At 57.1% G+C, this 14,030-nt stretch carries 15 protein-coding genes; 11 read left to right on the top strand and 4 right to left on the bottom strand.

Features of this window, described 5'->3' with window-relative positions; translation table 11 throughout:
* The first annotated feature begins 37 nt into the window (after positions 1-37).
* A complete protein-coding gene (gene sseA / locus BM347_RS14255) occupies positions 38-892 on the top strand; it encodes a 3-mercaptopyruvate sulfurtransferase (protein WP_093917172.1) in 855 nt (284 codons plus the stop codon).
* Complete coding sequence (locus BM347_RS14250) at positions 892-2,076, top strand: amino acid aminotransferase (protein ID WP_093917171.1); 1,185 nt, start codon at positions 892-894, stop codon at positions 2,074-2,076. Before sseA ends, BM347_RS14250 begins: the two co-directional genes overlap by 1 nt.
* Positions 2,077-2,226: 150 nt before the next feature.
* On the opposite strand, the gene BM347_RS14245 is transcribed toward BM347_RS14250, so the two are convergent.
* Complete coding sequence (locus BM347_RS14245; RefSeq protein ID WP_093917170.1) at positions 2,227-3,528, bottom strand: ammonium transporter; 1,302 nt, start codon at positions 3,526-3,528, stop codon at positions 2,227-2,229.
* A 26-nt stretch (positions 3,529-3,554) separates the two neighbouring features.
* Positions 3,555-3,893 carry a P-II family nitrogen regulator gene (locus tag BM347_RS14240; RefSeq protein ID WP_093917169.1) on the bottom strand — a complete coding sequence of 113 codons (339 nt, stop codon included), beginning with the start codon at positions 3,891-3,893 and terminating at the stop codon, positions 3,555-3,557.
* 254 nt (positions 3,894-4,147) lie between these two features.
* On the opposite strand from BM347_RS14240, the gene BM347_RS14235 reads away from it, so the two are divergent.
* The 5 genes from BM347_RS14235 (at position 4,148) to BM347_RS14215 (ending at position 9,241) form a co-directional block, all read left to right on the top strand.
* Positions 4,148-6,313, top strand: a complete 2,166-nt coding sequence (locus BM347_RS14235) for a transglycosylase domain-containing protein (RefSeq protein ID WP_175498587.1) — start codon at positions 4,148-4,150, stop codon at positions 6,311-6,313.
* Between the two features lie 174 nt (positions 6,314-6,487).
* A complete protein-coding gene (locus tag BM347_RS14230) occupies positions 6,488-6,946 on the top strand; it encodes a RidA family protein (protein WP_093917167.1) in 459 nt (152 codons plus the stop codon).
* Positions 6,943-7,704 carry a glycerophosphodiester phosphodiesterase family protein gene (locus BM347_RS14225; RefSeq protein WP_093917166.1) on the top strand — a complete coding sequence of 254 codons (762 nt, stop codon included), beginning with the start codon at positions 6,943-6,945 and terminating at the stop codon, positions 7,702-7,704. The genes BM347_RS14230 and BM347_RS14225 overlap by 4 nt, the downstream gene beginning before the upstream one ends.
* A gap of 50 nt (positions 7,705-7,754) precedes the next feature.
* Entirely contained in the window at positions 7,755-8,942 is a 1,188-nt protein-coding gene (locus tag BM347_RS14220; RefSeq protein WP_093917325.1) for a GNAT family N-acetyltransferase, read from the top strand.
* Positions 8,939-9,241: a 4a-hydroxytetrahydrobiopterin dehydratase gene (locus tag BM347_RS14215; RefSeq protein WP_093917165.1), complete on the top strand. Its 303-nt coding sequence runs from the start codon at positions 8,939-8,941 to the stop codon at positions 9,239-9,241. Before BM347_RS14220 ends, BM347_RS14215 begins: the two co-directional genes overlap by 4 nt.
* A gap of 83 nt (positions 9,242-9,324) precedes the next feature.
* On the opposite strand, the gene BM347_RS14210 is transcribed toward BM347_RS14215, so the two are convergent.
* Positions 9,325-9,813, bottom strand: a complete 489-nt coding sequence (locus BM347_RS14210) for a peroxiredoxin (protein ID WP_093917164.1) — start codon at positions 9,811-9,813, stop codon at positions 9,325-9,327.
* Between the two features lie 93 nt (positions 9,814-9,906).
* On the opposite strand from BM347_RS14210, the gene BM347_RS14205 reads away from it, so the two are divergent.
* From BM347_RS14205 to pssA, 4 genes are all read left to right on the top strand, one after another.
* Positions 9,907-11,115 (top strand): NAD(P)/FAD-dependent oxidoreductase, encoded by a 1,209-nt coding sequence (locus tag BM347_RS14205; RefSeq protein ID WP_093917163.1) that lies wholly within the window; start codon positions 9,907-9,909, stop codon positions 11,113-11,115.
* On the top strand, positions 11,112-11,663 hold the full coding sequence (gene rsmD, locus BM347_RS14200) for a 16S rRNA (guanine(966)-N(2))-methyltransferase RsmD (protein WP_093917162.1): 552 nt from the start codon (positions 11,112-11,114) through the stop codon (positions 11,661-11,663). Before BM347_RS14205 ends, rsmD begins: the two co-directional genes overlap by 4 nt.
* A gap of 79 nt (positions 11,664-11,742) precedes the next feature.
* The gene (locus BM347_RS14195) at positions 11,743-12,408 is read left to right on the top strand and encodes a phosphatidylserine decarboxylase (protein ID WP_093917161.1); all 666 of its coding nucleotides are present in this window, start codon (positions 11,743-11,745) and stop codon (positions 12,406-12,408) included.
* Positions 12,409-13,170, top strand: coding sequence for a CDP-diacylglycerol--serine O-phosphatidyltransferase (gene pssA, locus BM347_RS14190; RefSeq protein WP_093917160.1), 762 nt, complete (start codon positions 12,409-12,411; stop codon positions 13,168-13,170).
* Here the strand turns inward: pssA and map are convergent.
* A complete protein-coding gene (gene map, locus BM347_RS14185) occupies positions 13,167-13,982 on the bottom strand; it encodes a type I methionyl aminopeptidase (RefSeq protein WP_093917159.1) in 816 nt (271 codons plus the stop codon). The two genes, pssA and map, sit on opposite strands and share 4 nt — an antisense overlap.
* Positions 13,983-14,030: the final 48 nt, after the last annotated feature.

Here is a 14,030-nt window from a genome sequence, read left to right as displayed (position 1 = left end):
GGCATAGCAAAACCTGTTCTCAAAGGGGGGCTGACCGATGTCCGACGATCCCAAAACACTTGTTTCAACCGACTGGCTGGCACAGCATATCAAAGATCCCGACCTGCGTTTGCTGGATGCGTCATGGTATCTGCCGGACATGGGCCGCGATCCAAAGGCCGAGTATGACGCGGCCCATATTCCCGGCGCGCGTTTCTTTGACATAGACGAGATTTCCGACGCGCGATCTGACTTGCCCCACATGGTACCTCCGGCAGAAAAATTCATGTCGCGCATGCGGGCGATGGGCGTCGGCGATGGCCATCAGGTTGTTGTCTATGACGGCGCGGGCCTGATGTCTGCGGCCCGGGTCTGGTGGCTGTTCAAGCTGATGGGTCAGGACAACGTTGCAGTTTTGGATGGCGGCATGCCCAAATGGGTTGCCGAGGGGCGCAAGACCGAAGATATGCCCCCGATACCGCGTGACCGTCACATGACTGTTCGCTTTCAAAACCAGCTGGTACGCGACGTGACACAGGTGGCCCAAGCCTCCAAGCTTAAGGATCCGCAGATCGTTGACGCCCGCGCGGCGGGCCGGTTCCGTGGCGATGATCCCGAGCCGCGCGAAGGGTTGCGTGCAGGCCATATCCCTGGCTCGCGGAATCTGCCCTATACCGATTTGCTGAACGCAGACAAAACCATGAAATCCGTCGACGCGATGAAGGCCGCCTTCGAGGCGGCTGGCATTGATTTGTCGCGCCCGGTTATCACCAGCTGCGGCTCGGGCATTACAGCGGCGGTTCTGGGGTTGGCGCTGGAACGGATGGGCCACAAAAGCTGGTCTTTATATGATGGATCTTGGGCCGAATGGGGGATGTTCCCCACAGTGCCCGTTGCGACCGGAGACGCATAATGCTCGAAAACCTTCAGGCGCAGCCCGCCGATAAAATCCTTGCTCTCATGCAGATGTACAAGGACGACCCCCGCGAGACCAAGATCGACCTTGGCGTGGGCGTCTACAAAGATGCGACAGGGCTGACCCCGGTCATGCGGGCCGTTAAATCTGCCGAACACCAGATCTGGGAAAACCAAGACAGCAAAAGCTATACCGGTCTGGCCGGCGATCCTGCCTTTGGCGACGCGATGGTCAAATTGGTGTTGGGCGGTGCGGTGCCCCGCGCCAATGTTGGGGCCGCTGCTACCCCCGGTGGCACAGGTGCCATTCGTCAAGCGTTTGAACTGATCCAGATGGCACGCCCCGACGCGCGTGTCTTCGTGTCAAACCCGACCTGGCCAAACCACCTGTCGATCCTGAAATACCTTGGCATGGCGACCGTGCCCTATCGTTATTTTGATGATGAAACCCGTGGCGTTGATTTCGACGGTATGTTGGCCGACCTCAAGACCGCCAAAAAGGGCGATGTGATCTTGCTGCACGGCTGCTGCCACAATCCCACCGGCGCAAACCTTAACCCTGCGCAGTGGGACGAGGTGATCAAGGTCTTGCAAGACACCGGCGCAACCCCGATGATCGACATCGCCTACCAAGGTTTCGGTGACGGTCTCGATGCAGATGCCGCAGCAACCCGCAAGGTCGCAGCGGCGGTGCCCGAATGCCTGATCGCAGCCAGCTGCTCCAAAAATTTTGGCATCTACCGCGAACGCACCGGCATCTTGATGGCCGTTTCCTCGGATGCCTCCGCGCAGAACCTGAACCAGGCGACGCTGGCTTTCTTGAACCGCCAGAATTTCAGCTTCCCGCCCGACCACGGCGCGCGGATTGTGGCGACGATCCTGAACGACGATGCCCTGCGCACCGACTGGATGGCCGAGCTTGAGGATATCCGTAACACCATGCTGGGCCTGCGCAGCCAGCTTGCCAGTGAATTGCAGCGGCTCTCGGGCTCTGACCGCTTTGGTTTTCTTGCTGAACATCGCGGCATGTTCTCGCGCCTCGGCACCTCGCCCGAAATGGTCGAAAAGCTGCGCGTTGACCATGGCATCTATATGGTCGGTGACAGCCGCATGAACATTGCAGGGCTGAATACCCAAACGGTTCCTATCCTCGCCAAGGCAATCATCGACGTGGGCATCTAAGCCGACCTGTCGCTTCACCCTTTCTTAAATATTCAATAGCGCCGCGCTGTCCCCCAGCGCGGCGCTATTTTTTTGCCCGTCCGCCCTGCGGCAAACGAAAAAACCCGGACGCGAACGCCCGGGTTTCTAAGTTTCTTAATGTCAGATATCTTAGCTCTTCGAGAACTCAGGATATGCTTCCATACCCAGCTCCGACACGTCGAGGCCTGTAATCTCGGCTTCTTCGCTGACGCGGATGCCCATGGTGGCCTTCAGGATCAGCCAGACAACCAGCGACACGATAAAGACGAATGCACCGATGGACGCAAAGCCGATGATCTGTGTCACAAAGGACGTACCGTCGGTGTAGACTGGAACAACCAACGTGCCCCAGAAACCGGCGATCAAGTGTACTGGGATCGCACCGACGACGTCATCGATTTTCAGCTTGTCCAGGAATGGAACCGCGAAGACAACGATCACACCGCCAACTGCACCAATCCAAAGCGCGCCAAACAATGTCGGGTCAAGCGGACCCGCAGTGATGGACACCAGACCCGCCAGCGCACCGTTCAGCAGCATGGTAAGGTCGATCTTTTTGTACAGGATCTGCGTCAGGATCATCGCCGCAACAGCACCGGCAGCCGCCGCCATGTTGGTGTTGGCAAAGATTTGCGCAACAGCGTCAGCGTCGATCATCGAACCCATAGCAAGCTGCGAACCACCGTTAAAGCCGAACCAACCCAACCACAGGATGAACGTACCCAGCGTGGCGAGCGGCAGGTTCGAACCCTGCATTGGGATCACACGGCCGTCTTTGTACTTACCGATACGTGGCCCAAGGATGATGGCACCTGCAAGGGCTGCGAAACCACCAGCTGCGTGAACCAATGTGGAACCAGCAAAGTCAGAGAAACCTGCGTCAGACAACCAGCCTGCGCCCCACTGCCAGCTTGCTTCGATCGGGTAGATAAAGCCGGTCAGAACGATCGTGAAGATCAGGAAGGGCCACAGTTTGATACGTTCGGCCAAGGTACCGGAAACGATGGACGCCGTTGTCGCGCAGAACATCAACTGAAAGAAGAAGTCGGACGCGTTGGAATAGCCGCCTGCGTCGATCGCTGTCTTGATGTCTTTGGTGCCAAAGGTGCCGAACACGCCTTGCATGATCCAGGCGTCGCCCGGGTACATGATGTTATAGCCAACCAGCCAATACATGATGGCGGCCAGCGAAAACAGCGCTATGTTCTTTGTCAGCTGTGTAGTCACGTTCTTGGAACGGACAAGGCCCGCTTCGAGCATGGCAAAGCCAGCGGCCATCCAGAAGACCAGGAAGCCACCGATCAAGAATAGCAATGTGTTGAAGATGAATGCAGTCTCGGACGCGCTTGCAAACTCGGCGTCCTGTGCAAAGCCCAATGTCGGCAACAGCGCGGCTGTGGCGGCCATGGGAAGGAGAATTCGTAATTTCATTTCGTCATTTCCTCAAGCGTTAAGGGTCAAATGGCGTCTTCGCCGGTTTCACCGGTGCGCACACGCACGGCCTGCTCGACATCGAGCACAAAGATTTTGCCGTCACCGATTTTGCCGGTGTGGGCGGTGCGAGTGATGGTTTCGACCATCTGATCGGCCAACGCGTCCGCGACGACCAATTCAAGTTTTACCTTGGGCACAAAGTTCACGACGTATTCAGCGCCGCGATAGATTTCTGTGTGGCCAGACTGGGCGCCAAAGCCCTTGATTTCTGTTACCATCAACCCACGTACGCCTGCGTCGGTCAGCGCTTCGCGGACCTCTTCAAGCTTGAAAGGCTTAATTGTTGCTATGATGAGTTTCACCTAAAGTCCCTCTTCTAGAATGCAGGTTCTTCCTGCGTGATGCCTGAGAAGAGAAGCGGGACTTTGGATTGATAAGATAGGTTAAAGGGCGCGTGACGGCCTCATCACTAGGCACATTTGCACATTAATTGTGCTAAAAGGTAAAAATGATTAAATATTGTGCAAAAAATAGACGCGCGCCAACAGCCTCAGCGCTAAACAATCGATAGCATGCAGGGTAGAGTGGCGAAAAAGAACGGTCGAGCGAGCAGTAAATGAGTGATTCATCCAAGCGGAAGCGGCCTATGGTCGCCGACAAGCGATATAGCAGCAAGGCGGCAGTCTCGGCCAAAAAGAAGCCTGCCAAAAAGACACCTGCAAAACGCAAGCCGGTCAAACGCCGTGGCGGTATCCTTGGGTTTTTCAGCGCTGTGATCCGTTGGATATTGAACCTGATTTGGAAGATCGTCTCGCGGGTAACGCTGGTGATCGTGCTGTTGCTGGCCTGTGCGGTAGGGTATTTCTATACGACGCTGCCGCCGCTTGATGCGCTGCTTGACGGTCGCGCGCGCGGGTCGGTCACCTTGCTGGATCGCAATGGCGACGTATTCGCGTGGCGCGGGGACCAGTTCGGCGGTGTTGTGAACGCGTCAAACGTATCACCACATCTAAAGAACGCGGTCATCGCGACAGAAGACAAACGGTTCTACCGTCATTTTGGTGTGTCCCCGCGCGGGATCGCCTCTGCCGTGCGCATCAATCTGTCCGAAGGGCGTGGACCGCTGTCGGGTCATGGGGGCTCGACCATCACACAGCAGGTCGCAAAACTGCTGTGTCTGGGAGAACCTTACGATCCATCCTCGGGTCAAACAGAACGCGAGTACGAGGCCGACTGCCGCCGTTCTTCGCTAAGTCGCAAAGCCAAGGAAGCGTTGTATTCCATGGCGATGGAGGTGAAGTATTCCAAGGATGATATCCTGTCGATCTATCTGAACCGCGCCTATATGGGCGGCGGCGCATTCGGGGCCGAGGCCGCCGCGCAACGTTTTTTCGGCAAGCCAGCAACCGCTCTGCGCCCTGCCGAAGGCGCAATGTTGGCAGGGTTGCTGACGGCCCCCACCACATTGTCGCCCACGAACAATCTTGACCGCTCGCAAAGCCGTGCGGCCACGGTTGTGCGTCTGATGGAAGAGCAGGGGTATCTAACCCAAGCCGAGGCAGAGGATGCGATTGCACATCCGGCGGAGCTGTCAGAGGCCGCCGAAGCCGAAGCAGGCGGGTACTTTGCGGATTGGGTTATGTCGTCGGGGCCTGAATTCTTTACCCGCAACACGACCGAAGACGTCATTATCAAGACGACGCTGGATCAACGCATCCAAAAGGCCGCCGAGGCCGGGTTAAGCTGGGTGTTTGAGAACAAGGTGCGCGAAGGGTCCAAGGCGCAAGCTGCTGTTGTGGTGATGTCTGCCGATGGTGCCGTGCGCGCGATGGTCGGGGGGCGCAAGACCAAGGTGGCTGGTGCGTTCAATCGCGCGACCCAAGCAATGCGCCAGACGGGTTCGTCGTTCAAGCCGTTCATCTATGCTGCGGCGCTTGATCTGGGGTACTCCCCCAATGATCTGATCGAAGATGCGCCCTATTGCCTAAACATTCCCGGATCGGGTCAATGGTGCCCGAAGAACTATACCAAAGAGTTCAAAGGCGAGGTGTCGCTGACCACCGCGTTAAAGGATTCGCTTAATATTCCGGCGGTCAAAGTTTCGGAAAGCGTGGGCCGCGATGTGGTCAGCCAAGTTGCAACACAGTTCGGCATCCAAAGCGACCTGGCCGTCGGTCCGGCGCTGGCGCTTGGCGTATCCGAAAGCACCCTGCTTGAGATGACGGGTGCTTATGCGGGGATATTGAACGGCGGGTCTTCGGTGAAGCCCTACGGTTTGATTGATCTAAAGCTGCTTGGTGATAGTGAGCCTTTGATGGGCACGGGCGGCGGTATTGGCGAACGGGTGATCCAAGAAGATGCCGCTCTGCAACTGGTCTATATGATGGAGAAAGTCGTGTCGGAAGGCACCGGCGGGCGGGCGCAGTTTGGCGGGCGCGAACTGGCAGGCAAGACAGGCACCACACAAGCCAACCGCGATGCGTGGTTCATCGGGTTCTCGGCTGAATATGTAGCTGGCGTCTGGATGGGCTACGACGATAACACGCCCCTGACAGGTGTATCGGGCGGCGGATTGCCGACGGAAATCTGGAAAGAGGTGATGGAGCGGGTCCACGAGGGGCTGCCTGTGCGGCCCTTGCCGATGATCATACCGGCCCCCGCCGTGACCGAAGTTCCGGTCCCCGCACCGCAGCCGCAAAACCCGCTGAGCCTGATTGATCAGGTCCTGCGCGATATCTTTGGCGGCGGATCAAGCAGCGGCGGGCAAGACGGCGACCGGTAGGGCGGGTTGGTCTGTTTCTTAATCACTGCAAAGCGCCTGTAGTGGTACCAAGGGTGTATCGGGTGCCGCCGTTGTCAGAACCTGCGATTTTCTTGCGTTGATGCCCCCTTTCCGTTTTGCCGTTGCAGGGTTAACCTGTCGCTCGAAAATACCTGATTTCAAAGGAAGAACCCCATGAGCTTTACCAAACGTCTCAGCGATCTAGGCGTCACCTTGCCAGACGCACCTGCCCCTGCGGCCAACTATGTGCCTTTCGTAAAGACCGGGAACACGGTCTATGTCTCTGGTCAGATTTCGAACGGACCAGACGGTCTGATCCAAGGCAAGCTTGGTGATACGATGGATGTTGATGCCGGTGCGGCTGCCGCCAAAACCTGCGCGATCAGCCTGTTGGCGCAAGTCAAAGCGGCCTGTGGTGGCGATATCGAACGTCTGGTGCGTGTGGTGAAACTGACCGGTTTTGTGAACTCTACCGCCGATTTTACCGATCAGCCCAAGGTGATCAACGGCGCGTCTGACTTTCTGGTCGAGGCCCTAGGCGATGCAGGGCGGCATGCACGTTCTGCGGTATCTGCTGCATCCTTGCCCTTGGGTGTCGCCGTCGAAATCGAAGGCATTTTCGAGATCGCATGAGCTTTCCCAAATCTCTTGTAAAAGCACCTTTTACGCATCGGGGCTTTCATGATCTGAACGCGGGACGGCCTGAAAACAGCCCGACCGCGTTTAGCGCTGCGATTGACCGCGGCTATGGCATCGAACTGGATGTGCAACTGAGCGCCGACGGACAAGCGATGGTGTTTCATGACTATGCGCTGGATCGTCTGACGGCTGAGACAGGACCGATCCAGCAACGCACCGCGGCCGAGCTGGCACAGATCACGCTGAAGGGCGGTACCGATACGATACGGACATTGCCAGAAATCCTGACGCTCATTGGCGGGCGTGTGCCGTTGCTGGTCGAGGTCAAGGATCAAGACGGGGCCATGGGCAACAATATTGGTCCTCTGGAAAAGATGACCGCCCAAGCGTTGCAGGGCTATGACGGCGACGTTGCAGTTATGTCGTTCAATCCGAATTCGGTCGCCTTAATGGCGCAGCTTGCACCAAACCTGCCGCGCGGGATCGTCACCAGCGCCTATCGTTATGCCGATTGGCCGCTGTCCAAGGCGACCTGCGACCGACTTCGCGAGATACCCGATTACGACCGGTCCGCCGCCTGTTATATCAGCCACGAGGTCGATGACCTGTCGCGGCCCCGCGTGGCCGACCTGCGCAAGGCGGGCGCGATGGTGTGTTGTTGGACCGTCCGCAGTGCCGAAATCGAAGCGACGGCGCGGCAATATGCCGACAATATCACGTTCGAGGGCTACGACGCTTTGCCAGCCGCTTGAACCGGCGCACTTTGACCACAGATAGAACCCATGGCAACCGGGACACCCGCATGAGCGCGCAAGAAATCGAAATTCGAATATTTCCGAAGATTGCCGATATTGGTCAGGCCGAATGGGATGCCTGCGCCTGCCCCGAGACCGCATCAGGCGGGCGGCCAAATGATCCGTTCACCACCTATCGTTTCCTATCCGCGATGGAGGACAGCGGCAGCGTTGGCCCAGGTACAGGCTGGCAGCCGCAGTATCTGGCGGCGTCAATCGGCGGGCAGATCATCGGGGTCGCGCCGATGTATGCGAAATCCCACAGTCAGGGCGAATATATCTTTGACCACAACTGGGCCCACGCGTTGGAACGTGCAGGCGGGCGGTACTACCCCAAACTGCAAATTGCCGTGCCCCATACTCCCGCCACAGGCCGCCGCTTCCTGACCCGTCCGGGATTTGAAGACGCAGCCATGGCCGCGTTGATCCAAGGGGCTGTACAACTGACGGACAACAACGGGCTGTCGTCACTACACATCACCTTTTGCACTGAGGCCGAGGCGATGGCGGCCGAAGAATTGGGATTGATGGCGCGCAAAAGCCAGCAGTTTCATTGGCAGAACCACGACTATGCTGATTTCGATGATTTCCTTGCGACGCTCAGTTCGCGCAAGCGCAAGAACATCCGCAAAGAGCGTCTGCAAGCGCAGGATTTTGGCGGCACGATTGAAACCTTTACCGGTGACCAGATCGAGCCTGAACATTGGGATGCGTTCTGGGAGTTTTACCAAGACACCGGCGCGCGCAAATGGGGCACGCCTTATCTGACGCGCCAGTTCTTTGATATTGCTCAGGAAACCCTGCGCGATGACATAGTATTAGTGTTGGCAAGGCGGAATGGGCGATGGATTGCCGGTGCGCTGAACTTTGTCGGGGCTGACGTGTTATATGGACGGTACTGGGGGTGCAACGAGCACCATCCGTTCCTACATTTCGAATTGTGCTATTATCGCGCAATCGACATTGCGATCGACATGAAACTGGCAAGCGTAGAGGCAGGAGCCCAAGGCGAACACAAATTGGCGCGCGGCTATCTGCCCACCGCAACATGGTCGCTGCACTGGATGCGAGATCAGGGATTTGCCCGCGCGGTGGGGGATTATCTGCAGCAAGAACGTGCCGCCGTAGATCACGAAATCGACATACTGACAGATTATGGCCCGTTTAAGCGGGTAAATATTGAGGAACAACAATGAGCGAAAAATTAAGCGAAGAGACCCGGAAAACCGTGCTCGCCCCCTTGTTTGCAACAGGCTGGGCGATGGTCGATGGGCGTGACGCGATCGTGAAGACGTTCAAGTTTAACGATTTCTCGGACGCGTTTGGCTGGATGACCCGCGCGGCCATCTGGGCGGAAAAATGGAACCATCATCCGGAGTGGGAAAATGTGTATAGCAAGGTGATCGTGACGCTAACGACCCATGATTGTGACGGGCTAAGCGCGCTGGACGCCAAGCTGGCGCGCAAGATGGATGGCTTGTTCGGCACGGCCTGACAGGGGCATCGACCCGCAAAAATCAAAAACGCCGCCCATATCGGGGCGGCGTTTTGTGTTTTAAACCTTAGGCGTGAGCCGGATCACATATTGTCCAGCAGTGCCTCGCCACCGGAGGTTTCGCAAACGCCGGGGCTTTCTTCGGCTTGGAACAGGGTGACTTTGCCGTCCTCAACCAGCATCGCATAGCGCTTGGACCGCGCCATCAGGCCAACAGGTTCAGCGGTGAAGTCCATGCCAATCGCCTTGGTAAAGGCGCTGTTGCCATCGGCCAGCATGGTGATGCCGGCAGCCGAGGCACCTGTCGCATCGCCCCATGCCTGCATCACGAAGGGGTCATTGACGGAAATGCAGATGATCTCGTCCACGCCTTTGGCGTCGAACTGGTCTTTGGTGCGGATAAAGCTGGGCACATGCGCAGAATGGCAAGTCGGTGTAAACGCGCCCGGCACCGCGAAAACCACAACTTTGCGGCCTTTTACCTTGTCGGCCATTTGCACGGGCGCGGGGCCGTCGGCACCCATTTGCATCAACGTAGCGTCGGGGAGCGTATCACCTTGAGAAATCGTCATATGTCTGACCTTCCATGTCATTGCGTTTGTCTTGTGCTTAGATATAGGTTTTGGGCGCAGGCGGGAAACCGATTTTTTAAGTAGGGGTGCAGCATGGGACATGTCGTTGTTATCGGGGCAGGTCAGGCGGGGTCGTCATGTGTGGTCAAGCTGCGAAATTCCGGCTTTGAGGGGAAGGTAACGCTGATTGGGGCCGAGACCGTGCCGCCTTATCAACGTCCACCCCTGTCCAAGGCGTATCTGCTGGGCGACATGACGCTTGAGCGCCTGTTTCTGCGTCCCGAAAGCTTCTATAGCGATTATGATATCGATCTGATGCTGGGCACCCATGTCGACAGCATTGATACCGCTGCCCAAACGATCCGCGTGAACGGCGATGATATGGCCTATGACAGCTTGGTGCTGACCACAGGATCGGTGCCGCGCCGTTTGCCTGCCAGCGTTGGCGGCGCGCTGGAGGGCGTGCATGTGGTACGCGATCTCGTCGATGTCGATACGATGGGTTCGCGTTTTACGAAAGGCGCGCGCGTCTTGATTGTGGGTGGCGGATATATCGGCCTTGAGGCGGCATCGGTAGCATCCAAACTTGGGTTGCACGTGACCTTGGTTGAAATGGGCGGCCGTATCTTGCAGCGCGTCGCAGCCCCGCAAACCTCGGATTTTTTCCGCGATCTGCACCGGTCCCACGGCGTCGACATCCGCGAGGGTGTGGGCCTTGAGCGGTTGATCGGCGACACTCATGTTACAGCGGCACATCTGTCCGACGGATCCGAGCTGCCGGTTGACTTTGTGATCGTCGGGGTCGGTATTGGCCCAGCGACAGAGCTGGCCGAGGCGGCAGGGATCGAGATTGATAACGGGATCAAAACCGACAGCCATGGGCATACATCCGCGTCGAATGTCTGGGCTGCGGGTGATTGCACATCTTTTCCCTATCATGGCACGCGCATCCGGTTGGAATCGGTACCAAACGCCATTGATCAGGCGGAATGCGTCGCCGAAAATATCATGGGCGCGGATAAGGAATACGTCGCAAAGCCTTGGTTCTGGTCAGATCAATACGATGTGAAATTGCAGATTGCAGGCCTGAACACGGGGTATGACCGTGTGATTACCCGACGGACGGATGAGGATTCAGTTGCTTTTTGGTATTACAAAGGGGCCGAATTGCTGGCCGTGGATGCCATGAATGACCCGCGCGGCTTTATGATCGGGCGACGGCTGATCGAGGCGGGTAAATCCCCCGCGCCCGAGCTGATCGAAAATCCTGAAACTGACCTGAAAGCATTGCTGAAAGCATGAGGATCATCGCCGGAAAATCGCGTGGCACGCAACTGGCCGAGGTCGGCAAAGGCGATGCAGAGGCGCATTTGCGACCCACGTCAGACCGCGTGCGAGAAAGCTTGTTTTCGATGCTGATCTCGCATAATGTGATCAACGGCGCGCATGTACTGGACCTGTTTGCAGGCACCGGCGCACTGGGCCTCGAGGCGCTGTCGCGTGGCGCGCGGGATGTGGTGTTTGTTGAAAACGGGCGTGTCGCGCAAAAACTGATTACCGAGAATATCAAGAAACTGCGCGCCGAAGGTGAAACAACGCTAATGCGGTCTGATGCCACGACGCTTGGCGGTTGGATCGCGGCCCCCTTTGATCTGGTGTTTCTTGACCCGCCTTATGGCAAAGCGATGGGGCAGGCGGCCCTTGCCAAGGCGCTGGCCGGTGGGTGGTTGGCCAAGGGCGCGATGATCGTGTGGGAAGAAAGCACGGCGATAGACCCGCCCGACGGATTTACCCGCATCGACAAAAGAAAATATGGCGACACCTGGATTACTCTTTTAAACGTGAGCTGATCGAAAATCTGTTCAGGCTTTGCATTCACCCCGCTTACGCTTATGAGCTAGTCAATTATTCCAATGGAAAGACGCCCCCATGAGCCTGAGCATGACCAGTACCTTTATCAAACCAATGCACCCAGAAGGGCGCAAGTTTGTGGCGATCTTTGCCGCAATTACTTTGGTTCTGTTTTTGCTGGCCGAGTTTCTGGGGTGGATCGGCGTCGGGGCAACAGTTTGGTGCTATTACTTCTTCCGTGATCCTGAGCGCGTGACGCCAAAGGGCGACAATCTGGTGATCAGCCCCGCAGACGGTATTATTTCGCTTATTGAACCCGCCGTTCCCCCGGCCGAGTTGGGGATGGCCGATACGCCGCTGACCCGTGTGAGCGTCTTCATGAACGTGTTTAATTGCCACGTGAACCGCGCACCGGTCGCGGGCGAGATCACCAACATTGCCTACCGTGCTGGCAAGTTCTTTAACGCGTCGCTGGACAAGGCGAGCAAGGACAACGAGCGCAACAGCCTGCGTATTAAAATGGACGATGGGCGTGACGTTGCCGTGGTGCAGATTGCGGGCCTCGTGGCGCGGCGCATTGTTTGCTTTACCAAGCCCGGGGCGCATACGCAGGCAGGCCAGCGTTTTGGTTTGATCCGTTTCGGATCGCGGGTGGATGTGTATTTGCCCGAAGGGGTCAATCCCAAGGTAAGCATTGGCCAGACGATGGTGGCTGGTGAAACCATATTGGCAGAGCTGTCATAAATGCCGGATAAAAATCTCGCCCCCAACGATAAAGCAAAGGTCGAGTTTTCGCTGTTTCAGCTGCTGCCGAACATGCTGACGATTGCCGCGATTTGTGCGGGTATCTCGGCGATCCGTTTTGCGGCCGAGGATAAATTTGCGCTGGCGGTGTTTCTGATCACGCTGGCCAGTATCCTGGACGGCATGGACGGACGCGCCGCGCGCTATCTGGGCAGCGATAGCAAAATCGGTGCTGAACTGGACAGCCTCGCGGATTTCGTCAACTTTGGGGTGGCACCGCCCTTGGTGGTGTATTTCTGGGGCTTGCAAGATTTCTATCGCGCGGGCTGGTTGGCAGTGCTGGTATTCGCCGTATGCTGCGTAATGCGGTTGGCGCGTTTCAACGTGGATTCGCGCACCAAAACACCATTGGATGATGGCGGGTATTTTACCGGCGTTCCATCGCCAGCGGGCGCAATGCTGGTGATGCTGCCGATCTATCTGCCTTGTGCGTTTGGCCCCGGCGCGGCGATGCCAGACTTGCTGGCCTGTCTTTACATCGTGTTTGTCGGGTGGGTTATGATCAGCCGCATCCCGACATGGTCGTTTAAATCCGTCAGCTTTTCGCGCAGCAACGTGACCTATTTCCTGATCGCTTTCACAAGCTTTATTGCCTGTCTGGTCAGTTTCCCTTGGGCCACACTTGTGATCTGCTGCTTTGCCTATGCAGGCAGCGTGCTTTGGGCTGTGATCGAGCTCAAGATGGCCAAGCGCAAAGCTTAGTCTTTGGAATAGGTCGGGTGGAACTTGCCGGCGGGCGACAGGGTGAAAATCTCGCACCCCGTTTCGGTCACGCCGATGGAATGTTCAAACTGCGCAGACAGCGATTTGTCGCGGGTTACCGCTGTCCAGTCGTCCGACAGCACCTTGGTTTCCGCGCGCCCCAGATTGACCATCGGTTCAATCGTAAAGAACATGCCCGGTTCCAGAACCGACCCCGTGCCGGGGCGACCATAATGTAAAACATTGGGCGGGGCGTGAAAAACGCGGCCCAAGCCATGCCCGCAGAAATCGGTCACGACGCTCATCCGGTGGCTTTCGACAAAGCTTTGGATCGCGTGGCCGATATCGCCAAAGGTATTGCCGGGTTTGACGGTTTCAATGCCGCGCATCAGGGCGTCATGGGTGACATTGATCAGGCGTTCGGCCTTGCGGGGCAATTTGCCCGCGACATACATCCGCGAGGTGTCGCCATACCAACCGTCGACAATCACGGTGACATCAATGTTCAGGATATCGCCGTCTTTCAGTTTCTTGTCGCCGGGGATGCCGTGGCAAACGACATGGTTGATCGAAATACAGCTGGCGTGTTGATAGCCCTTGTAGCCAATTGTCGCAGATTTTGCGCCTGCGTCTTCAACCATCTGGGTGATCAGGCCATCAATCGCTCCGGTTGTCTGACCCACGAAAACATGCGCGGCGATATCATCCAGAATCTGCGCGGCAAGTTTGCCAGCCGCATGCATACCTGCAAAATCGGATGGGTCGTAAATGCGAATACCGTCTTTTGTCTGGCGTCCTCGGTGTTCATTCATCACCGGTATCTCCGTAGGTCTGTATTGTTTCGTTCGGGATGGTCCAAG

Source organism: Sulfitobacter marinus (assembly GCF_900116285.1).
Taxonomy (GTDB): Bacteria; Pseudomonadota; Alphaproteobacteria; order Rhodobacterales; family Rhodobacteraceae; genus Sulfitobacter; species Sulfitobacter marinus.
This window is presented reverse-complemented; position numbering and strand designations above follow the sequence as displayed.

Excerpts from the sequence above, each read along its gene's own strand:
- sseA (WP_093917172.1), top strand. The coding sequence starts at position 38 with ATGTCCGACGATCCCAAAACACTTGTTTCAACCGACTGGCTGGCACAG.
- BM347_RS14250 (WP_093917171.1), top strand. The coding sequence starts at position 892 with ATGCTCGAAAACCTTCAGGCGCAGCCCGCCGATAAAATCCTTGCTCTC.
- BM347_RS14245 (WP_093917170.1), bottom strand. The coding sequence starts at position 3,528 with ATGAAATTACGAATTCTCCTTCCCATGGCCGCCACAGCCGCGCTGTTG.
- BM347_RS14235 (WP_175498587.1), top strand. The coding sequence starts at position 4,148 with ATGAGTGATTCATCCAAGCGGAAGCGGCCTATGGTCGCCGACAAGCGA.
- BM347_RS14230 (WP_093917167.1), top strand. The coding sequence starts at position 6,488 with ATGAGCTTTACCAAACGTCTCAGCGATCTAGGCGTCACCTTGCCAGAC.
- BM347_RS14225 (WP_093917166.1), top strand. The coding sequence starts at position 6,943 with ATGAGCTTTCCCAAATCTCTTGTAAAAGCACCTTTTACGCATCGGGGC.
- BM347_RS14220 (WP_093917325.1), top strand. The coding sequence starts at position 7,755 with ATGAGCGCGCAAGAAATCGAAATTCGAATATTTCCGAAGATTGCCGAT.
- BM347_RS14215 (WP_093917165.1), top strand. The coding sequence starts at position 8,939 with ATGAGCGAAAAATTAAGCGAAGAGACCCGGAAAACCGTGCTCGCCCCC.
- BM347_RS14210 (WP_093917164.1), bottom strand. The coding sequence starts at position 9,813 with ATGACGATTTCTCAAGGTGATACGCTCCCCGACGCTACGTTGATGCAA.
- BM347_RS14205 (WP_093917163.1), top strand. The coding sequence starts at position 9,907 with ATGGGACATGTCGTTGTTATCGGGGCAGGTCAGGCGGGGTCGTCATGT.
- rsmD (WP_093917162.1), top strand. The coding sequence starts at position 11,112 with ATGAGGATCATCGCCGGAAAATCGCGTGGCACGCAACTGGCCGAGGTC.
- BM347_RS14195 (WP_093917161.1), top strand. The coding sequence starts at position 11,743 with ATGAGCCTGAGCATGACCAGTACCTTTATCAAACCAATGCACCCAGAA.
- pssA (WP_093917160.1), top strand. The coding sequence starts at position 12,409 with ATGCCGGATAAAAATCTCGCCCCCAACGATAAAGCAAAGGTCGAGTTT.
- map (WP_093917159.1), bottom strand. The coding sequence starts at position 13,982 with ATGAATGAACACCGAGGACGCCAGACAAAAGACGGTATTCGCATTTAC.